The organism is Bacillus sp. SKDU12 (assembly GCF_010093085.1).
GTDB lineage: Bacteria > Bacillota > Bacilli > Bacillales > Bacillaceae > Bacillus > Bacillus mexicanus.
The window spans coordinates 130,410-151,522 of sequence record NZ_MSRC01000007.1; the positions used below are offsets into that span (position 1 = coordinate 130,410).

22 protein-coding genes and 3 pseudogenes are annotated in these 21,113 nt (G+C 40.0%); 5 read left to right on the top strand and 20 right to left on the bottom strand.

Features of this window, described 5'->3' with window-relative positions; all coding sequences use genetic code 11:
• Positions 1-21: 21 nt before the first annotated feature.
• A complete protein-coding gene (locus tag BTW01_RS07065) occupies positions 22-1,410 on the bottom strand; it encodes an amino acid permease (RefSeq protein WP_162102313.1) in 1,389 nt (462 codons plus the stop codon).
• 441 nt (positions 1,411-1,851) lie between these two features.
• On the opposite strand from BTW01_RS07065, the gene BTW01_RS07070 reads away from it, so the two are divergent.
• Positions 1,852-3,885, top strand: coding sequence for a GH32 C-terminal domain-containing protein (locus BTW01_RS07070; RefSeq protein WP_162102314.1), 2,034 nt, complete (start codon positions 1,852-1,854; stop codon positions 3,883-3,885).
• A gap of 41 nt (positions 3,886-3,926) precedes the next feature.
• On the opposite strand, the gene BTW01_RS07075 is transcribed toward BTW01_RS07070, so the two are convergent.
• The 6 genes from BTW01_RS07075 to BTW01_RS07100 all read right to left on the bottom strand — a co-directional run bounded on the left by BTW01_RS07075 (position 3,927) and on the right by BTW01_RS07100 (position 7,262).
• Entirely contained in the window at positions 3,927-4,436 is a 510-nt protein-coding gene (locus BTW01_RS07075) for a type 1 glutamine amidotransferase domain-containing protein (RefSeq protein ID WP_162102315.1), read from the bottom strand.
• A gap of 507 nt (positions 4,437-4,943) precedes the next feature.
• On the bottom strand, positions 4,944-5,243 hold the full coding sequence (locus BTW01_RS07080) for a spore coat protein (RefSeq protein WP_162102316.1): 300 nt from the start codon (positions 5,241-5,243) through the stop codon (positions 4,944-4,946).
• A gap of 15 nt (positions 5,244-5,258) precedes the next feature.
• A complete protein-coding gene (locus BTW01_RS07085; RefSeq protein ID WP_162102317.1) occupies positions 5,259-5,456 on the bottom strand; it encodes a hypothetical protein in 198 nt (65 codons plus the stop codon).
• 19 nt (positions 5,457-5,475) lie between these two features.
• On the bottom strand, positions 5,476-6,612 hold the full coding sequence (locus BTW01_RS07090; RefSeq protein ID WP_162102318.1) for a zinc-dependent alcohol dehydrogenase: 1,137 nt from the start codon (positions 6,610-6,612) through the stop codon (positions 5,476-5,478).
• 18 nt (positions 6,613-6,630) lie between these two features.
• Positions 6,631-6,999, bottom strand: a complete 369-nt coding sequence (locus BTW01_RS07095) for a spore coat protein (RefSeq protein WP_162102319.1) — start codon at positions 6,997-6,999, stop codon at positions 6,631-6,633.
• Between the two features lie 17 nt (positions 7,000-7,016).
• On the bottom strand, positions 7,017-7,262 hold the full coding sequence (locus tag BTW01_RS07100) for a spore gernimation protein GerQ (protein WP_162102320.1): 246 nt from the start codon (positions 7,260-7,262) through the stop codon (positions 7,017-7,019).
• A gap of 296 nt (positions 7,263-7,558) precedes the next feature.
• Between BTW01_RS07100 and aadK the strand changes: the two genes are divergently transcribed.
• Complete coding sequence (gene aadK, locus BTW01_RS07105) at positions 7,559-8,413, top strand: aminoglycoside 6-adenylyltransferase AadK (RefSeq protein WP_162102321.1); 855 nt, start codon at positions 7,559-7,561, stop codon at positions 8,411-8,413.
• Between the two features lie 68 nt (positions 8,414-8,481).
• On the top strand, positions 8,482-8,757 hold the full coding sequence (locus BTW01_RS07110; protein WP_162102322.1) for a barstar family protein: 276 nt from the start codon (positions 8,482-8,484) through the stop codon (positions 8,755-8,757).
• A gap of 130 nt (positions 8,758-8,887) precedes the next feature.
• Here the strand turns inward: BTW01_RS07110 and BTW01_RS07115 are convergent.
• Positions 8,888-9,270 (bottom strand): annotated as a pseudogene (locus BTW01_RS07115) (sigma-70 family RNA polymerase sigma factor); the annotation flags it as partial.
• Positions 9,270-9,574 (bottom strand): annotated as a pseudogene (locus BTW01_RS07120) (ImmA/IrrE family metallo-endopeptidase); the annotation flags it as partial. The pseudogenes BTW01_RS07115 and BTW01_RS07120, both read right to left, overlap by 1 nt.
• Before the next feature lie 129 nt (positions 9,575-9,703).
• Here BTW01_RS07120 and BTW01_RS07125 point away from each other — a divergent pair.
• Positions 9,704-10,240 (top strand): AAA family ATPase, encoded by a 537-nt coding sequence (locus BTW01_RS07125; RefSeq protein WP_162102323.1) that lies wholly within the window; start codon positions 9,704-9,706, stop codon positions 10,238-10,240.
• Between the two features lie 362 nt (positions 10,241-10,602).
• Here BTW01_RS07125 and BTW01_RS07130 read toward each other — a convergent pair whose 3' ends face one another.
• Genes BTW01_RS07130 through BTW01_RS07155 form a run of 6 tightly spaced genes read right to left on the bottom strand, consistent with a single transcriptional unit; the run spans position 10,603 to position 17,445 of the window.
• Positions 10,603-11,595: a carbohydrate kinase family protein gene (locus BTW01_RS07130; protein ID WP_202923593.1), complete on the bottom strand. Its 993-nt coding sequence runs from the start codon at positions 11,593-11,595 to the stop codon at positions 10,603-10,605.
• Entirely contained in the window at positions 11,570-13,069 is a 1,500-nt protein-coding gene (locus tag BTW01_RS07135) for a glycoside hydrolase family 32 protein (protein ID WP_162102325.1), read from the bottom strand. Before BTW01_RS07135 ends, BTW01_RS07130 begins: the two co-directional genes overlap by 26 nt.
• A gap of 14 nt (positions 13,070-13,083) precedes the next feature.
• Entirely contained in the window at positions 13,084-14,319 is a 1,236-nt protein-coding gene (locus BTW01_RS07140) for an MFS transporter (RefSeq protein ID WP_162102326.1), read from the bottom strand.
• Between the two features lie 31 nt (positions 14,320-14,350).
• Positions 14,351-15,199, bottom strand: coding sequence for a carbohydrate ABC transporter permease (locus BTW01_RS07145; protein WP_162102327.1), 849 nt, complete (start codon positions 15,197-15,199; stop codon positions 14,351-14,353).
• Complete coding sequence (locus BTW01_RS07150; RefSeq protein WP_162102328.1) at positions 15,196-16,134, bottom strand: carbohydrate ABC transporter permease; 939 nt, start codon at positions 16,132-16,134, stop codon at positions 15,196-15,198. Before BTW01_RS07150 ends, BTW01_RS07145 begins: the two co-directional genes overlap by 4 nt.
• A gap of 12 nt (positions 16,135-16,146) precedes the next feature.
• Positions 16,147-17,445 carry an ABC transporter substrate-binding protein gene (locus tag BTW01_RS07155; RefSeq protein WP_162102329.1) on the bottom strand — a complete coding sequence of 433 codons (1,299 nt, stop codon included), beginning with the start codon at positions 17,443-17,445 and terminating at the stop codon, positions 16,147-16,149.
• A gap of 239 nt (positions 17,446-17,684) precedes the next feature.
• Here BTW01_RS07155 and BTW01_RS07160 point away from each other — a divergent pair, with 239 nt between their 5' ends.
• Positions 17,685-18,659 carry a LacI family DNA-binding transcriptional regulator gene (locus BTW01_RS07160; protein ID WP_162102330.1) on the top strand — a complete coding sequence of 325 codons (975 nt, stop codon included), beginning with the start codon at positions 17,685-17,687 and terminating at the stop codon, positions 18,657-18,659.
• A gap of 148 nt (positions 18,660-18,807) precedes the next feature.
• Here the strand turns inward: BTW01_RS07160 and BTW01_RS07165 are convergent.
• From BTW01_RS07165 to BTW01_RS07185, 5 genes and pseudogenes are all read right to left on the bottom strand, one after another.
• Positions 18,808-19,056: pseudogene (locus BTW01_RS07165) on the bottom strand (IS3 family transposase); the annotation flags it as partial.
• 155 nt (positions 19,057-19,211) lie between these two features.
• The gene (locus tag BTW01_RS07170) at positions 19,212-19,499 is read right to left on the bottom strand and encodes a hypothetical protein (RefSeq protein WP_162102331.1); all 288 of its coding nucleotides are present in this window, start codon (positions 19,497-19,499) and stop codon (positions 19,212-19,214) included.
• Positions 19,500-19,631: 132 nt separating this feature from the next.
• Complete coding sequence (gene cdiI, locus BTW01_RS07175; RefSeq protein ID WP_162102332.1) at positions 19,632-20,030, bottom strand: ribonuclease toxin immunity protein CdiI; 399 nt, start codon at positions 20,028-20,030, stop codon at positions 19,632-19,634.
• 238 nt (positions 20,031-20,268) lie between these two features.
• The gene (locus BTW01_RS07180; RefSeq protein WP_162102333.1) at positions 20,269-20,712 is read right to left on the bottom strand and encodes an EVE domain-containing protein; all 444 of its coding nucleotides are present in this window, start codon (positions 20,710-20,712) and stop codon (positions 20,269-20,271) included.
• 4 nt (positions 20,713-20,716) lie between these two features.
• Positions 20,717-21,109 carry a rhodanese-like domain-containing protein gene (locus BTW01_RS07185; protein ID WP_162102334.1) on the bottom strand — a complete coding sequence of 131 codons (393 nt, stop codon included), beginning with the start codon at positions 21,107-21,109 and terminating at the stop codon, positions 20,717-20,719.
• Positions 21,110-21,113: the final 4 nt, after the last annotated feature.

The following is a 21,113-nucleotide window of genomic DNA, read 5'->3' on the forward strand; positions in this document are numbered from 1 at the left end:
GTACTCCTTGTCTTTTTGTTATTATTTGATTTTATGTCCTCTTATGGTCTGTATTTTATACATCACAATCAATAAAAGAAACCAGACCGGGGTGACAAACAAAGCAACACGCGTATCATTCGCCAGTGCCAATACGACAAGTATGAACACGAGAAATGCGAGTGTTAAGTAGTTGGATAATGGGTAAAAAGGCATTTTGAATTTGATTTCCTTCGCAGCTTGCTGTCTTGTTTTTCGATATTTCAAATGGCAAATCACCGTAATGCCCCAAATGAATATGAAGCATATAGTAGAAACACTAGTAATCAGTGTAAAGACTTGTTCCGGCATTATATAATTCAGGCTAACACCAATCAGAATAGCGATAGTGGAAAAAAACAAGGCATTGCTTGGAACGTTAGATGAAGTCAATTTTTTTAGTGCCCCAGGTGCATGATGATCTTTCGCAAGAGAATAGACCATACGGCTTGTACTGAATAAAGCACTGTTGGCAGCTGATGCCGCTGATGTTAAAACCACAAAATTGATCATACTGGCAGCCGCAACAATACCTACAGCAGAAAATACTTGAACAAATGGGCTTTCATTTGGATCCAATACGTTCCAAGGATAGATACACATAATGACAAAAAGTGCACCGACATAAAAAAGTAAAATCCGGGCAGGAATTTGATTGATGGCTTTAGGAATTACTTTTTGCGGATTTTCGGTTTCACCTGCAGTCAATCCAACAAGCTCAATTCCCACAAAAGCGAAGGCCACCATTTGAAATGAGAGGATAAATCCATGCCATCCATTAGGAAACATACCGCCGTGGCTCCAAAGGTTTGTAAGGCTTGCTGAGCCGGAAGCTGCGGAAAAACCTTTCACAATCAAGATAATACCAGTTACGATAAGAGCCAGTATGGCAATGACTTTGATTAATGCAAACCAGAACTCTAATTCTCCGAAAAGTTTAACAGTGGCAAGATTCATAGTCAGCAGGATGATAAGCGCAATAAGGCCCGGCAGCCATTGAGGCACATCGGGAATCCAATATTGCGTATAAATACCGACCGCTGTTAAATCAGCCATCGCCAGCGAAATCCAGCAAAACCAGTAGGTCCAGCCGGTGATATATGCTGCCATGTTGCCTAAATAGTCCCTTACAAAATCAACAAAAGAGTGATATCCCGTATTTGATAGGAGCAGTTCTCCGAGCGAACGCATAATGAAAAAGCAAAAGACTCCAGTGATCAAGTAAGCAAATAAAATGGATGGTCCTGCAAAGTGGATGGATTTTCCCGATCCTAAGAAGAGGCCTGTTCCGATTGCACCACCGATCGCCATTAATTGTATATGCCTGTTTTTAAGGCCTCTAGACAATTTTTGGGGTTGTCCAAAATTGTCTTTCGTAGAATTGCCTGTCAATGTCAACTTCCTCCAATAACCAAAGATAAATAAAGTTTTACCGAATATTATATCATCTAAGAGAATACAATATTTAATTTTTGAATTTTGAAAATATAATTCACTTCTTCAAAATGTTAAGTTTCTCCTGAAAAAATATTTGGTGAAGAAAGGAATGAAATCATTTTGTTCACAATAAAGGATAAAAGAACGCCCAAACCGTTAGACACATTATGCCGGATGCGCTGCCTCTAGGGTTAATATTATTGAGGCATGGATGCTGCGTAAAAGAGTGATTGGGCTGGATTTCAGCATAAGTTTTAAGGTAAGAAAGAAGAGAGAAACTGCATATATCAACGATTCGATAATAGCGAAACAGAGGAGAATGTCCAGCAGCAGATCAATTTGCACAGCAGTTTCTCTTCGAAGTGTTCAAGCATGAAGAGAGGAGCGAAGAAACAAATGAAAAAGAGGTTTTCCCAAGTTATTATTATGTTCACTTTGCTGTTTTCGATGGCATTTCCGGTTAAGGCGGCCAACCCAAGCTACTATGATGAAGATCACCGTCCTCAATATCATTTCACGCCGGAGGCTAACTGGATGAATGATCCTAACGGGATGGTATATTATGCCGGAGAGTACCACTTGTTTTATCAATACCATCCATATGGGCTTCAGTGGGGGCCCATGCATTGGGGGCATGCCGTAAGCAAAGATTTGGTTACGTGGAAGCACCTTCCTGTTGCGCTGGCTCCGGATGAGAAAGGCACGATCTTTTCTGGAAGCGCAGTTGTAGACACGAATAACACAAGCGGTTTTCAAACAGGCAAAGAGAAGCCGCTTGTGGCAATCTATACACAGGATCGGGAAGGCCATCAAGTGCAAAGCATCGCATACAGCAATGATAAAGGAAGAACGTGGGTAAAATATGCAGGCAATCCTGTCATTCCAAACCCGGGAGCAAAAGATTTTCGCGACCCGAAAGTTTTTTGGTATGAAAAAGAAAATAAGTGGGTGATGGTGCTCGCGGCCGGTGACCGTATTCTCATTTATACATCCAAAAATCTGAAGCAGTGGACGTATGTAAGTGAGTTTGGACAGGGGCAAGGGAGTCATGGGGGAGTATGGGAGTGCCCGGATTTGTTTGAACTTCCGGTAGACGGCAAATCAAATCGAAAAAAATGGGTAATGCAGGTCAGTGTCGGGAACGGAGCGGTTTCGGGAGGGTCAGGCATGCAATATTTTGTAGGAGATTTTGATGGAACTCATTTTAAAAACGAAAATCCGTCAAACAAAGTTCTCTGGACGGATTACGGCAAAGACTTTTATGCGGCTGTATCCTGGTCTGATATTCCAGCCTCAGATGGCCGGCGGCTGTGGTTAGGGTGGATGAGCAATTGGCAATACGCCAATGATGTGCCTACCTCCCCATGGAAAAGTGCAGCATCCATTCCAAGAGAACTAAAATTGAAAGCGTTTACTAACGGCGTTAAGATCGTCCAAATGCCAGTAAAGGAGCTGCAAGCCATTCGCGGGGATTCTAAGAAGTGGAAAAATCAGACCGTATCGTCCGCAAGTCAAAATGTGTTAAGAGGCCTATCTGGAGACGCGTATGAGTTACAAGCAGAATTTCAAGTGAGCCCAGGTTCAGCTGCTGAATTTGGTTTTAAAGTTCGAACTGGCAGAAATCAATTCACAAAAGTCGGGTATGATCGAAAGAACAGCAAACTGTTCGTTGACAGGAGCGAGTCAGGGAACGTCACCTTTAATCCAACCTTTCATACCGGACAACAAACAGCTCCCCTGAAGCCAGTAAACGGAAAGATTAAGATGCGTATGTTTGTTGACCGCTCTTCAGTTGAAATGTTCGGAAATGACGGGCAGCAGGTCATAACCGATATCATTCTTCCAGATCGCTCAAGCAAAGGTCTTGAATTATATGCTGTAAAGGGCGGTATAAAGCTAAAATCGTTAACGATATATCCTTTGAAAAAGGTGTGGGGGACATCACCTTTTGTCTCGAATGTGACTGGCTGGACGGCAGTAAATGGCACGTGGGCTGACACAATAGAGGGAAAACAAGGGAGGTCGGACGGTGATTCCTTTATTTTGTCTTCAGCATCCGGGTCTGACTTTACCTATGAATCAGATATTACTATTAAGGATGGAAATGGGAGAGGAGCAGGGGCGCTTATGTTTCGCTCTGACAAATACGGAAAAAATGGTTACCTCACCAACGTGGATGCGAAAAATGACTTAGTGAAATTCTTTAAGCTTGAGAATGGCGTTGCTTCTATTATTGCCGAATACAAAACGCCAATTAAGGTAAATAGCAAGTATCATCTGAAAACGGAGGCCGAGGGCCATCACTTTAAAATCTATTTAGACGATCGTCTTGTGATCGACGCGAATGATTCCTCATTCTCAAAAGGGCAATTTGGCTTGAATGTGTGGGATGCGACTGCTGTCTTTCAGAATGTAAACAAGGAGTCTTAAGTTGAAAAAAGGCACAGACCGAAGCGGCCTGTGCCTTTTTGTTATTTCAACAAATTCAATGATTCGCGGTTAAATGCTTCCAAATCATCGGGGGTTCTGCTTGTGACAATGTTGTGGCTGACGATGACTTCTGCATCTTTGTAGTTTGCGCCGGCATTGATTAAATCTTTGCGAATGCTGCGATATCCTGTAATCTCTTTGTCTTTCAGAAGATCGGTATCAATCAGCACTTGCGGGCCGTGGCAAATAGCGAAAACAGGTTTTTTATTTTCAACAAATGCTTTCGCGAATTCACCAGGACGGTCGTCAGCGCGAAGCAAATCTGGGGAGAATCCGCCAGGAATTAAAAGCGCATCAAATTCACTTGCATCCGCATCAGAGATGGCTTTATCGATTTTCACTTTTTCTCCATGCTTACCTGTAACTTCTTTACCAGCCTCCACATCAATGTTTGTGATACTATGGCCAGCTTCCTGATACGCTTTTACCGGACTCGTATATTCGATATCTTCGAATTGGTTTGTAACGAGAACTGCAATTTTTTTACTCATATCAAAAACCTCCTATATCCTTCTATGTCTATAGAATAACAAGGGGATTCGCTTTTTTTCAAAAAATGTGCTTATGGAGATCGTTTTTTTCGTGAATTTCTACTCCGTAAAAAGCTGGTCAGGCCTAACCCATTTTTGAGATGTGCAATATGGAATATCAATTACAAATTGATAATGGATTTTACTTCGGAGGATACGTTCTGTGCATTGTCTGCTTTGTCAATGCTGATGAAGTTTAAGTTTCTGCAATTGCCGACAAGTGAACCAGCAAGGCTGAGGGTCTCGGATTATTTCTTTGATAGTCATTCTTGCGTTGCACTCGCACTCACATGCAAATAAGAGCTGAAGGAGTGGACAAAGGTCAAACAAGTATTGCGAGCGGCAGAAGACGAGCTGGGAAGGAATCCTGTATTTGGTGACTCATGGCGCTTCAACTATTTTAAAAAAAACAGCTGAGCAACAGCCGGAGTCAACTTGACTGTTCCTCAGCAAATCAATCATTTTATCTTAAAGGGTTGGCAACTGAATCGCAGTTTCGATATTTTGTAAATTCAATTTGACTTGTTCGTCTGTGTTCCAAGGGTGGTACCAGCCTTTTTTCATCATATAACTTGAGAGTTGCTCGTGCATATCAAGAGCTTCCTCTAAGTGGCGGGTAAGGATCTCTTTTACTTCAGGCGTTCCAGCTTCCGTTGCGGCCATCGCATAATTCCTGACTCCGCTTTTTGCTGCAATTAATAAGTCCATGGCAATGATTTGGTCTGTTAAAACGTTCATGCCGGTCAGGTGTTCAATGATAGGGTTCATGATTTACTCATCTCCTCAGTTAGGCTTTGCATTAGATAATATAGAGGCGAATTCCTGCAGCTGCCGTGAAGTGGTGTCAACGTCTTGCTGCATGATTTCTTTAAGCTTTGGATCAGATACCAGCGCCTTCATTGTTTTGGATTTCGTTAAACAAAGTGTTTTAAATGCTGTCATTTCTTGAACCTCAAGCACTTCATGTAAGGCGTATTCCATTTCTGTAACCTCCGTTTTTTTAAGGTTTTAACACAACTTTTATACAATCATCCATTTTTGTATCAAAAATGTCATAGCCGTGCTTGGCCTCACTAAGCGGGAGGACATGACTTACAACATCGCCCGGATCAATTTTACCTGTTGATACTAATTCAAACATATATGGCATATAATGGATGACGGGGGCTTGTCCAGAGCGTATATTGATATTTCGCTGCATGATATCACCTAGCGGAAAACCGTTATATCTGCCGCCATACACTCCTGTAATTTGGATGGTTCCTCCTTTTCGAACGGCTTGGGAAGCGATAACCAATGCACTCATCGTTCCGCCATGAAGCTTTAATCCGCTGGCAAGGAACTCTAGATCGTTCATTTTCCCATCCATCCCAACAGCGTCAATGACAACATCCGCTCCGCCTTTGGTGATCTCTTTCAAGTAACTCCCTGTATGTTCATGTTCTTCAAAATTAACGATTTCGACTTTGTTTGTTCGTTTGGCATGCTGTAAGCGATAGTTTACATAGTCAACGGCTATGACGCGTTTTGCGCCCTTCAGCCAACAAAATTTCTGAGCAAACAGACCGACTGGTCCGCAGCCGAGAACGATAACTGTATCTCCATCTTTTACCCCCGCGTTGTCAACACTCCAGAAGCCGGTCGTCATGGCATCGGATATCACGCTTAGCTTCTCATCGGGTTCCTCGCAAGTTTCAGGTATTTTAAAATGGGTGAAATTCGCAAAGGGCACTCTTAAATATTCAGCCTGCCCGCCTGGATAACCGCCTGTTTGCCCTGAGTAGCCGAAATAGGCGCCCATATCCCCATTGTCATTAGATTGATCGCATTGGCTTTCCAGTTGGTTTTTACAGAAAAAGCATTCACCGCAGGCGATGTTAAAAGGAATAATAACGCGGTCGCCTTTTTTCACCTTTGTAACCCCTGATCCAACTTCTTCAACGATTCCCATCGGTTCATGGCCGATGACATAGTCTTCTTGCATATTGGGAATCATTCCATGGATTAAATGTAAATCTGACCCGCAGATGGCGGTACTTGTGACTTTTACAATCATGTCATCGGATTTTTCAATCTTTGGATCTGGAACATCTTTGACAACAACATTTTTAATGCCTTGATACGTTACTGCCTTCATGCTGTATAACCTCCAGTGTTAATGTTCATCAGGTGTCCGGTCAAACATCCCTTTTCGATTTGTTTCTTCAGGAAAAAGATCCATGTTGCCGACCATAATCGTGTTTTTTGCAGAGAGCTGATCCAGCTTATATTGTTCACTCAGCTCATATGGATGGAACCATTTTTTGCTTATCATCAGTTCTGTTATTTCTTGGTGCGTTGCGATTCCTTGCATGAGCTGTTTCCGAAGCAAGGCTCTTACATCTGGTGAAGCAGTTTCGGTCAAGGCTACAGCAGTATTTCTCACGCCTTCCTTTGCGCGAATAAGAAAATCCATCGCAAATGTAGTGTCTGCAAGTTCAGGCACATTAAGAGAATTAATGGGGTCTAAATGATCTTGGTTCAAAAGTGTTTCCCTTCCTTTCAATTGATGATTGGCGTTGGACGGCTTTGAGGGACAGGGGCCTGAAATGATGCGCGCTCGTAAACGGCTTGTAAATCAGTAAGGTCTTGAATGGATTGCTGCACATCTTTTTGCATGAAGTCCTTAAGGTCTTGGTCAAATACAAGCCCCTGCATTAATTTCGATTTCGCTATACAAAGTGTTTTAAAGTTAATGATTTCATGTAAGTCTACAGCCTCGTGAGCAGCTAATGTTTGATGATCCATCGTATTTTAACCTCCTTTAATCAACGTTACGTTTCCCGAAAGTAGGGTGAAGCATACAGAGAGAACTTTTTGCTGCTATAAATGGCATCACATTTTTTCTTGGCGCAACTGATCCGATTATGCTTTGTCACTAGGAATGATAGGATAAACAAAAGTTTGAAATGCAGCTAAGAATATTTCCTGACAATAATTGATAACAAAAAGAATTTGTTTCATAATGAGATTAATATTTCCGTTATGGAGTTAGAACTAGTTGCGCTGCAAAAAGAAAAGGGTGGAACGGAGGAAGACCGACAATGCGAAGTGAACAGGAAATGATGGACATGTTTTTAGACTTTGCTTTGGATGATGAAAGAATACGCTTGGTTACTTTGGAAGGTTCACGTACAAACAAAAATATTCTCCCTGATCACTTCCAAGACTATGATATTTCGTATTTTGTCACTGATATGGATTCTTTTACGGAAAATGATCTGTGGCTCGAACTCTTTGGGAGTCGAATAATGATGCAAAAACCTGAAGATATGGAGCTTTTCCCTCCTGAATTAGATCATTGGTTTTCATACATCATTCTTTTTGAAGATGGCAACAAAGTGGATCTAACCCTTATTCCAATTCATGAAGCGGAAGGATATTTTGCTAAGAATGATGGTTTGGTTGAGGTGTTGCTTGATAAGGATGCTTTCATCACAAATAAAGTGATCCCAAATGATCGTCAGTATTGGATCAAAAAGCCGACGGCAAGGGAATTTGATGATTGCTGTAATGAGTTCTGGATGGTTTCAACATACGTAGTAAAAGGATTAGCAAGAAAAGAAATCCTTTTTGCCATAGACCATTTAAATGAAATTGTACGTCCTAATTTATTGAGAATGATGGCTTGGCATATTGCATCCCAGCAAGGGTATACATTTAGTATGGGGAAGAACTATAAATTTATGAAACGTTACATGTCAAATAAAGAATGGGAGGAGCTAATGACTACATATTCTGTGAATGGGTATCAACAAATGTGGAAGTCATTATTCACTTGCTATGCATTATTTAGAAAATATTCAAAAGCTGTATCAGAAAGTCTTGGATATAAGTATCCGGATTACGATGAAGGCATCACAAAGTATACGGAAGGGATTTATAGCTCGTTAAAGTGATCGTCTTCTGAGCTAGGGGGCGGTAAAAAGAAATAAGATTGCGATTAATGATGGAGGGCATAGTTTTAATGAAAAAAATAATAATAGATGGAAAAGACACTGAACATAAAGATGCTTTACACGATGCTTTAAAAAATAAATTAGATTTTCCAGATTACTATGGGGGAAATTTAGACGCTTTATGGGATTGCCTTACAGGGTGGATAGAATTGCCGCAAACTTTAGTCTGGAGGAATTTTGAGTGCAGTAAAAAGTTTTTAGGTTCATACGCTGATCTTGCATTAGAAGTGTTACAAGAGGCTCAAGAAGAATTAGAAGGTGAGTTTTATATCATAGTAGAGTAGGCTTTTTTGTTTTGCTCAGCCTTGAAAAGCAAAACAAGAGTGGAGTCAGTTCCAAACTGTCGTGTTTTTTATTTGTTTTCGTTTAAAAGAATAAAATAAAGAAAGCCGGAATCGTCATCCGGCTCCCTAATTATTTCCCCTTAGTTTTCTTCCGCTTCTCCTTCTTCGCCCGATAAAACTCATGAAACATCTTCATCAGCGCCCGTTTTTCAATCCGCGATACATAGCTGCGCGAGATACCGAGTTCCTTGGCAATCTCACGCTGCGTTTTTTCCTTCTTCAAATCAAGCCCAAAGCGCCCGACAATCACTTCCTTCTCACGGTCATCTAAAATGTCGATGTATTGCTTTACTTTTTCAAGCTCCATATTGAGCTGAATCGTATCAATCATATCTTCATTTTCTGATTTCAAAACGTCGATCAGACTTTTTTCATTCCCTTCCTTATCCTGCCCGATCGGATCATGAAGGGAGACGTCTTTTTGCGCAAATGCATGAGGATTTCATTATTCATTACAAAAGGGGGGGGCGCAGATTTCCCGTAACTGTTTGATTAAATACATGTTCAGCCAGCTTCCTGTAATAAATGCTCAAACGTTTCTTAGCGAACGAAGGAGATACCTTAAATAACTAAGCTGCATTTTCAATTGCCTGTGATTATATGTAAGAAAGATTAAATTACGTAACATGGAAGTTGGAATGCAAAAGTGCATACCATGTACAGTTCGGCTTTTTCAGCTGTCCAAGCATATGTTTTAAATTCCGCTATGTTTAAGTGCGAAGCTTGTAACAGGTTCAAACAACAGCGTAATATCTAAGCATTATGCTTTAAACACACATCTGGATTTCTCTAGACAAGCAAAGGTCTTTGAGGATTTATGTCAAAATAATAGTAAGTCCCTTATGCACAAACAGGGAATTTGGTTGCTTAATAAGGAGGGGGAACTATGAAAAAAAACATTCACATATTAGGAGCCTCTGGTGTCGGAACTTCAACATTGGGTGTTGCATTATCAAAGCATTTGCCTCATATGCATTTTGATACTGATGATTACTATTGGATAGATAAATTCACTAAAAAAAGAGAAATTCCTGAAAGAAGAAAGTTGCTTGAAAAAGACTTAACAATAAATGAGAAATGGATTCTTTCTGGTGCAGTGTGTCGCTGGGGCGATGATCTAAAAAGTTATTTTGACCTTGTCGTCTTCTTATGGGTTCCACAAGATATACGGCTTGAGAGATTAAGGCAAAGGGAATTTCAGCGTTATGGAAACGAAGTGTTAGCCGGTGGCAGTAAATATGAACAATCAAAAACATTTTTAGAGTGGGCTTCTTTATATGATAATGCTGGAATGGAAGTTAGAAGTAAAGCTTTACACGAACATTGGATGTCAGATTTATCATGTCCTGTGTTAAAAATTGAAGGCGATCATTCAGTTAATGAAAGAGTTGACCGTGTCTTGGATTATCTGAATTCCAAATAAACTAATGTATAGTAGATTTGTACACTAGGTCCAAGCATACAATTATCACCAAATCGGACTCCACATACATCTAAAAAGGTTATCACCTACATAAGTGTTATATCCATAAAAACCCAATATCAGGTTGCATATATACATTTTCTTCTGATGAACCAAGTAACTCTTTCAATAATTACCTCGTTTAACGACTTCGGTTTCTGTAGTTTGATTGTCAATTCTAACAAATTGACTTGCTTTTGTCTGTCTTTTGTTAACTCGGAGTCCGAGTTATGTATTCATAATGTACGATTGTAAGAGTCGGTACGGCGCAAGAGAAATAATCCACTCTTCTTTAATAATATGAGTGGATTATTTCTAAATTCTTATTTTTCTTCGATTTCTGTCTTTGCCGAAATAAAGTCCAGTACATGCTGTCTGCCTGGTGCAGCGTGAATTGCTCCTTTTACAGAGGCAGTGAGGGCTCCGCTTGCATTTGCAAACGTCAGCAAGCGCCGGTGATGTTTACCTATTTGTTCGCATAGTGTCGCCTTTGATATGCCGATTGACATCAACTCAGATAAAAAACCGCCGATAAAGGCATCACCCGCACCGGTTGTATCCGAAACATTGACTTTAAACCCTTTATGTTTGTACGCCTCGCCATTTTTTAAATAAATCGCCGCACCGTTGCTTCCTTTTGTCAGAACAACGACGTTAACACGTCCGGTGAAAAGCGATGTGACTGCTTCTTGTTCGTCATCAATATTTGAGATAAACTTCAGCTCCTCATCGGACACTTTTACGATATCCGCAAGAGGTAAAAACCTCTGAATGGTTTCACGGCAGCTTGCCTCATCAGGCCATAAAGGAAGCCTGATATTGGGGTCAAAGCTTATGATGCCACCAATGTTTTGAAAGTCCCTAATAACTTTGATATGGGCTTGTTTCATTGGGCTGTCAACTAAATCGATTGAACAAAAGTGAAGCATATCTCCTTGGTTAAACCTTTCTGACATCAACTCATCCGGTGAAAGCAGCAAATCGGCGGCATTTTTTCGATAAAAATGGAAACTCCTTTCCCCAGACTGGTCTACGGATACAAATGCCAATCCGGTTTCGCCTTCATCACTTTGAATCATATAAGAAGTATCTACGCCATTTTCTTTAAGTACGCCAACTATATAATCCCCGAAATGATCGTTAGCAATCTTCGTCAGCATGACGGCATGCGCACCGTATTTTGCAGCAGCGATTGCCGCATTCATCGGCGCACCGCCGGCAACGCGTTCAAAGGATGTGACATCTTGTAAAGCCTTTTCTTTTTGGACGGGAATAAAATCAATCAGTGTTTCACCTATGCAAAATATTTTTTTCATGCGAATCATCTTCCTTCCAAATGTCTTTTAAAGTCCAATAGGTGAACTCTTCAAGCCTTACAGCGCCTTGCTCAGAAAACAGCTCAATTCCCAATCGGCCTTCTTTCGGATAAATGCGGCTTGTCATCGTTGTTTCCCCATGGTTGGAGAATACTTCAATCGAGGATCTGTCAATAAATATACGAAGTGTCAGCTTTCCATTTGCTTCTAGAGGCGCATTTCTCACACTGTCTCGAGATTTCCCCATCTTAGAGCAATCGAGTGAGAGCTTTTGATCAGTTATGCTGTATGTGATAGCTGTTTCTTCTTCTTCAAGGCCTCGAATCTTCAAACCTACTGATTTCGCATTACAATCTGTTAAGTCATACACGACTTGAATTTCAAGCAGCTCTTCGGCTGTTTTTGCCAAGTAATTCCCTGAGATCAACTGATCAGCACAATCCAGATGTTTTGATTCTCTCAGTAACTTAGTTTCTTCCACAGGATTCATCAAAATTTTATGATCATCCCGCAATGTTAACTCTCTCGGCAATGTCAAAGCACCGCACCATCCATCTGCTTTTGTCGGCATCTCAGATTCCCACATATCCATCCAGCCTATGGCAATTCTGCGTCCTTTATCATCTAGTAACGTTTGTACAGCATAGAAGTCATGGCCGTAATCCAGCTCTGTAAAAGCCCCGTACACAAAGTCATTTGTTGCCTCATCATATTCTCCAATTAAATAACCGGTTTGATGCAAATTCTTATATAAATCACCGTCTGCTTCAATGCCTTGAGGAGAAATCAGCAAGACATATTTGTTGCCCAATTTGAAGAAGTCAGGACATTCCCACATATAGCCGAGATTTCCATCACTTTGGGCAAGAACACCTTTGTATTCCCAATCTCGCAAATTAGGCGAGCGGTATAAAATAACTCGTCCGACGTTTTCTTTCGTTGAATTTCCGACGACCATATACCAGCTGTTACGATGCTTCCATACTTTGGGATCGCGGAAATGGCGGGAGCTATCTGCCGGCGGTTTCGCAATGACAGGGTTTTCCTGAAGCTTTTCAAACACGATCCCATCTTGACTGACAGCGATATTTTGATTTTGATAGAAAATGTCTTTCTCTTGATCTATCACATTATGCCCTGTATAAATTAAAGCAAGTTTTCCATTATAATCTACCGCGCTTCCTGAGAAACAGCCGCTTTTATCAAAAGAGTCACCAGGGGCCAAAGCCACCGGGAGATGCTCCCAATGAATGAGATCTTTGCTTTTTGCATGGCCCCAATGCATTTGTGCCCAATTCTCATCATACGGATGATGCTGATAAAAAACATGGTATTCTCCTTTATAGTGTATAAGCCCGTTCGGGTCATTTATCCAGTTAGCCCGAGGCATAATATGGTACCCCAATCGATAACGAGTGTTCATCTTTTCTTCCGCTTTTTTCAACGCTTTCTCTGCCTGTTTGATTCTATCCATTTGTGACATCCTCTCTATATCTGTTTTTTTTGAAAAGGGTGAGCATATGCGACGCCTTTCTTTGAATCTAGTAAAGTGAAAATTGAAATAACTGTGAAGCACAGAACCAGGGTTCCCATGAAAAGATATGTGTGACGAAAACCTATATTATCGTATAAACCACCCGCAATCGGGGAGAAAATCGACGTGCCTACTTGATTTGCAAATTGAAAGCCGACAAGGTAAAGAATTGATGAAAGACGTGTATCAAAATTCGCGGCTAAATATTTAAAAATCGCAATCAGCATGATTGGCAATTCTAAAGCATGAATAAGTTTCATCGATGAAATTCCGAATGGACTGATGACAATGCCTGACCCAATAATACGGAAAGACATCAAAAGCCCCGCGAGAATCAAGCTTTTTTTAGGGCCGAATCTATTCACTATAAAGGGGGCCAGAAACAACATGCCTGCCTCAATAAATACTTGAAATGAGTTTAAATATCCAAATATCTGATTCCCCATAGTCGATGTGGGGAATAAAGAAGCGTAGTAAATCGGGAATTGCTGATCATAGACGCCGTATACACATGTCACCCCGATGACGTATAACATTAAAAACCAAAAGTCTTTTAATAGAAAGAGTCCTCCTACGTCTTTTAACCGGATCGAATCCGCTCTTTCCTTATCATAATCCGTCATCTCAATTTTTATGGACATAATAATGGCTACCAATATAACTGCTGAAAGGGAAGCAATCCAGAAATTGATATTCGGATTGATATTGAACAGCTGTCCTGCAAAAAAAGTTGCTGCGGCCCAGCCGAGTGACCCCCACATCCTTGTCTTGCCGTATTCGAACTGATATTTTCGGCTGACCTTTTCAATATAGGTTTCAATAGCGCCAACTCCCGCAAGAAAAGCAGTTCCTAGATAAATACCGCCGACAATAGCGCCAAGGAAGACATCATATTGTAAAAGAGGTCCGTAGATAAAGATATAAAACGGACCGGTAAAAACGATAAGTATACTAATGATAAATAGTATGTTTTTCTTCAGCCCGAGTTTATCAGAGATAAAGCCGTATAGAGGCTGCATGCACAAAGTAAAGAGAGCGTTTACAGAAAAGATAATCCCAGTCGCCGATCCATTCAATTTGACTTCCTGTCCCAACCAAATTGCAAACAAAGAGTAGCTTGAGGACCATGTGAAAAAGAAAAAGAAAAGATAAGCACTCAGTTTCCAATACAGACTTTTTGAGCCTTTCATTTCTACAGCTCCTTTAACCCGACATTGATATCTATTTTATACCAGTCCCTGAACCGCTAAGACCTTCCAAAATGTAGCGCTGAGCCACAATATAAATCAAGATCAATGGGATGGTGGAAATCGTCAATACAGCCATAACTTGATTTGTGTAGACAGGCTCTGTGCTGTTGATAGCAGTAATCGCAACTTGAATCGGAAATTTCGACTTATCCGTCAAAACCATTAGCGGCCAAATATAATCATTCCAGCTGCCGATAAAGGCTAAGGTTCCGACAGTAGCGACAGCTGGTTTAGACATCGGTATCATAATCCGCCAGAAGATTTGCCATGTATTTGCCCCGTCAAGCTTGGCAGATTCAATCATTTCCTCGGGAATGGCCATAAAAAAGTTACGGAACAAATAAATATTGAAGGCACCCGCTAACGCTGGCAAAATAACGGCAAGGCGTGTATCGACCAGACCAATTTTATGAATAATTGTAAACTGTGAGATTAAAATTGTTTCAAACGGTACAATTAAAAGCGCCAACAAAATGCCAAAGAGCATCTTTTTCCCTGTAAATTGCAGTTTGGCGAATGCAAACCCTGCCATTCCGTTAATCACAACAGAGCCAGCTGCTACGCACAAACCATAAAAAAGACTGTTACCAATATACATAAGCAAATCAAACCGAGTCAGCACTTCCCTATAGGACGAAAACCATTCTGCCAGATGAAGAGAGGGCAGGAAGGCTTTGAAGCTGTTCATATTGTTGTAAATTTCCGCTTCCGGTTTCATTGAAGATGCAATCATCCAAATGAGCGGAAAAATAAATAGTACGGCCAGCAAAACAAGACACGTATACTCCAGAATTGTCAATGGCCCGAACTTACGTCTCAATGGTCTTCATCCTCCTTAACCAGCTTGCGTTGTGCGAGTGTCACCAATCCAATAATCGTTCCAAACAAGAGCGCGACCGAGCTTGCATATCCGACCATTCGATCGGTAAATCCAGTTTGATAAATATAATAGACAACTGTCATCGTTGAATTGACTGGTCCGCCCTGAGTCATAACCATCGGCTGAACAAGGAGTTTAAACGCGCTGATCAGCGTTGTGATAAAGATAAAAACAGATGTCGGTTTTAACAAAGGTAGTGTAATGTAAATAAAACGCTGCCATTTATTCATACCATCTAATTGCGCTGCCTCGTAGACATCCTCGGGAATATTTTGCAATCCAGCTAAAAAAATGAGCATTTGAAAACCTGCTCCCTGCCAAGCGGAAACGACAACGATCGTAAAGATTGCTTGCTTAGGGCTCGTCAAGAAAGGCTGTGGTGATAGTCCGAAGTGCGCCAATACATTATTTATCATCCCTTCATTCGGATTCAGCAAGTACATCCACAAAACGGAGATGACAACCAGTGACATGACGACAGGACTAAAGTATGCGACTTTGAAAAAAGCATTGGCTTTGCGTTTTTTATTCAATAGGAGGGCAAGCCCGAGTGCTGCCCCGATCTGTAACGGCATTAAAAAGACAACAAATGTAATGGTGTTGCCCAAACTTTTTAAGAATATCGGATCCTGAAAAAGTTTGATGAAATTATCAAAGCCGATAAACTTACGCAAATCAGGCGTCAATAAGTAGTAATCTGTAAATGCGTAGTACACAGCCATGATGGAAGGAATCACAAGAAACATTAATAAAATAAGCAACGCCGGCCCTAAGAACATATATGCGACTGCGTTTTTCCGCCAGCTTATTTTATTCACTGTCTTTCTTTCTAATGGAAAGTCCGGCCTAGTCTCTTTCAATATTGTTTTATTCATGGCGTCCACCTGCTAGTTTGCCTTATCGATGGCAGATTGCATTTCTTTTACACGTGTATCCAGCACTTTTTGAACATCCTGATTTTGATCATAAAAGCTAATGTCATCGATTGTTTGCTGAAATGCTCGAGTTACCTGCGGATATGCCGGTGTCACCGGACGTGCATGGCCAGTTTCTTTCAGCTGCTGCATAAAGACATTCATTTCATCTGAAAATTCTTTTGTCAGCACTTTCTCTGATGAATAACGCACAGGCAGGGCGGCGATCGATCGGCTCAATTCAATATTGGAATGCTTATTAGTCATCCAATCTACTAATTTTGCTGCCCAATCCTTATTTTCAGACGCTTGTGTTATTGCGAACTGCCAGCTTCCTGAAGGAGAGACGAGCTTTTTGGTTTTTGGCGATACAGGATATGGCATCACTCCATAATCGACGTCGGAAAAGTTTGTTTTCATATCGGTTATTGTCCACACGCCGCTCATCTTCATCGGGTATTTCTCCGTTTCAAACGCTTGTTTGACAGGGGTGCGTGTTGTATAGCCCTCTTTAAGCATTGTTTGTATAAACGTCATCGCGTCAGCGGTTGGTTTTTTGTTAAAGACGCCATCCGCTTTCTTCCCGTTTTCTGATAGAATATTCCCGCCAGCTGACCAAACAAATGGTAAGAGCGCATAAGTCAATATTTCGTCTTTTGACTGTAATTGCATATCGATAGCTGGTTTATCGTATTTATTTTTCAGCTTTTTGCAAAGCTCAAGAAATTCTTTCCATGTCCAAGGATCTTTTACTGTTGGCAGCGTTTTCAAATCAACCCCGGCATCCTTAAGCATTTTTTTGTTATAGTAGATGCCGACCGACGATTCACTGACGCCGATGGCATACAGTTTACCTTGGTAGGTGCCTTGCTGCTTAATGCTTGGCAATAAATCATCCTGATCTTTAACATACTCATCCATTGGTGCAATAACGCCAGATTTCGCATAAGCCGCAGTATTTGGTCCGTCCAAAGTGATGACATCAGGCAGGGTGTTCGTTGTGAGTGCCGCATTCACTTTGTCTTCATAACCTCCGCCGTTACCGCTTCGGGGGATGAATTCAATTTTTGCCTCGACATTTTCTGAAGCGAACTTTTTATTAAAGGCATCCACCCTTTTTTTATAAACCTTGCCTTCTTCGTTATCATCAGATACATGCACCCACATCGAAATCGTTTTCTTTCCGCCGCTATTTGCACTTTCGTTTTTATTACAACCCCAAACTGAAAACATGAACAACAATGACAAACTTCCTAACAATAACCTTTTCATATTCGTTATTTTCCCTCCTTTTCCATAAATTATAAAAGCGCTTTCAAGAAGAATTGTATGTCAACCGGTTTCTTGTGTCAACCGGTTGACACAAATTTATACATCATTCTAAATTCAAGGAACAAATCTGTGTATTGCAATATGATCCTTGGAAAATCCTTGCACATGTCAGTCTGATTCTCTAAAATAAGTGCGTGATGAGTACTGTAAGCCATTTCAGTAAAGCAGGGGGAAAGGGAATGAAGCCGAGCATTCATGATGTTGCAAAAATAGCGGGAGTTTCATCTACAACCGTTTCGAGAGTACTAAATAATCGCGGCTATATTAGCGAAAAAACGAAAGATAAAGTTTACAAGGCGATGGAAGAAATCAATTACTTTCCAAATGATTTGGCCCGTTCTTTATTTCGAAAGCGTACCAATTTAATAGGGCTTGTCATTCCAAACTCCAGCAATCCGTTTTTTGGCGAACTCGCCTTTTTTATTGAAAGCATTTGCACGTCTAAGGGCTATAAACTGCTGCTTTGCAACAGTTTAAATCGAATAGATAAAGAAGAAAAATATCTCGAAATGCTGATTAGAAATCAAGTGGATGGTGTCATCGCCGTCACTTACAACCGAGGAATACTCAATTATCACCAGCAAAATCTTCCGATTGTCGCAATTGACCATTACTTATCGGAAACAGTTCCTGTCGTAGGCTCAGACAACTTTGATGGAGGCAAAAAGGCAGCAGAATTACTAATAAAAAAGGACTGTCAGCACATCGTTCACATCAGTGGGCCGATTGAACTCGAAACACCTGCAAATCTCAGGAGAAAAGCATATGAAGATGTTATGCGTGAACACGGAAGACAGCCTATTACATATGAAGTGTCGTTTCATGAAAACTACCGGAACATCATTTCAAAACTATTTGATGAACAGCCTGCAGTTGACGGAATTTTTGCCAGTGATGATATCATAGCTGCAGGAGTCATTACGGAAGCCAAAAAACGTGGAAAAGACATTCCAGGTCAATTAAAAGTGATTGGTTATGATGGTACAGAAACCATTCAGGCTATTCTGCCAGAATTGACGACTATCCAACAGCCGATCGAATTAATTTCCAAAACAGCCATTGAGATTTTAGAAAAACAAATTGAAGGCGAATTTGATGATGTGCCGCTTGAAACGTATTTGCCCATACAGCTTTTTGAAAGTGGGACGACTTAATGAACATATGAGAATCGTTCTATGAAAGTAGATGGTCTGTTTTTATATTTGATATGCATAAAATCAGAAACAAGAGTTGATTTTGAATGTTGAACCAAAATAATTCACTGGTTAAGAAAAAGTTTTGAGACAGGAATCAAAACACCTTTTAAACAGCCAATTGCCGATAGTGTAACGGTGATTGGCTGTTTAGTGTCGTTTGAATACGAATGTTGTTATCATATTGAATGTAGTCTTCGGCAGTACGCTTTTTGATGGGGGTCGGAGTTCGAACTATGCTGTTGAGATAGAACGTTTCAGAATTCTGTGTGGAATGAAACGATTCGATGGTGGCTTTATCAACGGGCATTCCTCGGGACATGCTCATGGTAATGCCTTTTCCTTTTACAGCCCTCTGTTTGATTTCAACCGGATAAACTTACCCTTGTTCCATAGAAAAACACCTCCAAGTCTAATGTCGGATAACAATCATCCGTTTTCAAACTTGAAGGTGTTTTTTGTTTGTCTCATTTTATGGGGGCAGTTACATTCAAGAGGACCTTTTGTATTATATTAATCCTCAATATTTTCGATTACCTGTCTAACCATCTCATGTATTTGGTCAAATTGCCATTCTACATCACCAATTACTAAATGTAACTGTAGTAATTCAGAAGTTAGTTTGTCTTTATCTTCAATTTGACTTAAGTTAGCTAAAATTTTATTCATTCTTTCATCTATTTGCGGAAGTTCTTTAATATTTTCCTCTTCCTCTAAAAGTTCTTCTGTGGAAATTAATGTACTATTATATTTTTCATTCAATTCTTTTAAAGCATTAAAGGTTTTTTCGATGTTTTTCATTTTTTATATCACCAATACTATCCTTGAACTTCACTTCACAATTAGGGTATGTTTGGATATATCTTTCTTACAATACCCCATGTTGCTTATTTTACAAAATCAGCTATCAAAAACGATTGGAGAATAAGACACTTATTTCACTTTATATTTTTCTTTTATTTTTTGTAAATATCTTTGTACTGCTTCAGCCTCTTCATTGTGTTTTTCAACATAAAAATCGCAGACTATCTGCAAATAATTACACAACTCGCCAAACGTGATAATATCATGCCAATTATCGTCTACTCCATAATAGAATAAAACCTTATCTTCTCCAAAGTAGCCCTCGTCGCTTTCGTCGAACTCATCTGAGTAAACAACACCAATTGTATCCCTTCTTATTACATCCTCTTTAAAGAAACCATCTAAAACTTTTATAAAGTCGAAATCTAAAGCGAATTTAGCTAGGACAGTAATAACAAAACTTTTATTTAGTCCATTCTTTTTAAATCTGTCGACTAATAATTGATAATCTTTTTGAGAATTTTCCATAAATTGTTCACTCCTAATTAATTACTCATTTAAAGACCTCTTATAAGAGAAGGGCTTTCCACCTTTTAATACCGGAGAAAGTATGAAAGAGCCTTCCTCCTCCAAAAGAAAATGGTGGTTTCGGAATAGCTTAGAGTTTGAATCTTTTCTTCATATGATAAATGGTTAATTTTAAAACTTGTTGAATCGGGATGCAAATAGTGACAAGTTAAAGATATATAAGAAAGTTTTAAGGAGATTAGAATATTCTAATCTCCTTAAGCATCGCCATTTTTTTTGCAATTAGCATAAAATCTTTTTCACTTATCTCAAAATGTCCAAATCGAAAAGAATACCCCCAACGCTGCTCGTCTTTAATGAAAGAAAGCTTTGGGATTAATGGTCGAATCGGTGTTTCTGTGCAATGAATAAAACTTATTTTTCTCCGGAAAGGTTTGAAGTCATTTCCCATTTCAAACTGAAAAATATGATTATCTACTACTTTGCCTAAAGCAGTAAATTTTTGATGTGGTGTGCTTTCCTTAAAATTCATCTTAGGGGAGTAATAAATAATCCAATCACCAGTATTCATCTTTTTTAAAGGTGCCTCTTTGCCATGACAAAGTTGAGCAAAACCACCTTGGACAGCTCTCATTACATGATCTCGAGAAGCAACCCCAATCCAGTATCTTTTATCTTGCACTAAGTCAACACCCACAATTATCAGGTGTGTTATTGCCTTGATCTGAGTTTGTGATAGGAAAGTTCATTTCTTTCCATGCTGCAATACCACCGGTCAATTCTTTGACTTTATATCCATGTTCTAATAAAAACTTAGCAACTTTGGCAGCTGTATTGCACCAGACATCCCAACAATAAACAATTATTTCTTTATCCTTTGGTATTTCATTTAAACGAGATTGCAGTTCTTGTTCAGGAATAACATTAGCATCCTTAATTGTTACACTCCTTACATGAGTTGGACCGTTTCTGACATCGATTAAGAAGTATTTCTCGGGACTCATTTGCTTCGCTTTTACATAATCCATAGGGCTTATCGTTGCTTCGAGACGTGTATTAAAATAATCGAGAGCATGCATATTA

Bases quoted from the DNA above. Each gene is read 5' to 3' on its own strand.
- BTW01_RS07070 (WP_162102314.1), top strand. From the start codon at position 1,852: ATGAAAAAGAGGTTTTCCCAAGTTATTATTATGTTCACTTTGCTGTTT.
- BTW01_RS07075 (WP_162102315.1), bottom strand. From the start codon at position 4,436: ATGAGTAAAAAAATTGCAGTTCTCGTTACAAACCAATTCGAAGATATC.
- BTW01_RS07080 (WP_162102316.1), bottom strand. From the start codon at position 5,243: ATGAACCCTATCATTGAACACCTGACCGGCATGAACGTTTTAACAGAC.
- BTW01_RS07085 (WP_162102317.1), bottom strand. From the start codon at position 5,456: ATGGAATACGCCTTACATGAAGTGCTTGAGGTTCAAGAAATGACAGCA.
- BTW01_RS07090 (WP_162102318.1), bottom strand. From the start codon at position 6,612: ATGAAGGCAGTAACGTATCAAGGCATTAAAAATGTTGTTGTCAAAGAT.
- BTW01_RS07100 (WP_162102320.1), bottom strand. From the start codon at position 7,262: ATGGATCATCAAACATTAGCTGCTCACGAGGCTGTAGACTTACATGAA.
- aadK (WP_162102321.1), top strand. From the start codon at position 7,559: ATGCGAAGTGAACAGGAAATGATGGACATGTTTTTAGACTTTGCTTTG.
- BTW01_RS07110 (WP_162102322.1), top strand. From the start codon at position 8,482: ATGAAAAAAATAATAATAGATGGAAAAGACACTGAACATAAAGATGCT.
- BTW01_RS07125 (WP_162102323.1), top strand. From the start codon at position 9,704: ATGAAAAAAAACATTCACATATTAGGAGCCTCTGGTGTCGGAACTTCA.
- BTW01_RS07130 (WP_202923593.1), bottom strand. From the start codon at position 11,595: ATGAAAAAAATATTTTGCATAGGTGAAACACTGATTGATTTTATTCCC.
- BTW01_RS07135 (WP_162102325.1), bottom strand. From the start codon at position 13,069: ATGGATAGAATCAAACAGGCAGAGAAAGCGTTGAAAAAAGCGGAAGAA.
- BTW01_RS07140 (WP_162102326.1), bottom strand. From the start codon at position 14,319: ATGAAAGGCTCAAAAAGTCTGTATTGGAAACTGAGTGCTTATCTTTTC.
- BTW01_RS07150 (WP_162102328.1), bottom strand. From the start codon at position 16,134: ATGAATAAAACAATATTGAAAGAGACTAGGCCGGACTTTCCATTAGAA.
- BTW01_RS07155 (WP_162102329.1), bottom strand. From the start codon at position 17,445: ATGAAAAGGTTATTGTTAGGAAGTTTGTCATTGTTGTTCATGTTTTCA.
- BTW01_RS07160 (WP_162102330.1), top strand. From the start codon at position 17,685: ATGAAGCCGAGCATTCATGATGTTGCAAAAATAGCGGGAGTTTCATCT.
- BTW01_RS07170 (WP_162102331.1), bottom strand. From the start codon at position 19,499: ATGAAAAACATCGAAAAAACCTTTAATGCTTTAAAAGAATTGAATGAA.
- cdiI (WP_162102332.1), bottom strand. From the start codon at position 20,030: ATGGAAAATTCTCAAAAAGATTATCAATTATTAGTCGACAGATTTAAA.
- BTW01_RS07185 (WP_162102334.1), bottom strand. From the start codon at position 21,109: ATGCATGCTCTCGATTATTTTAATACACGTCTCGAAGCAACGATAAGC.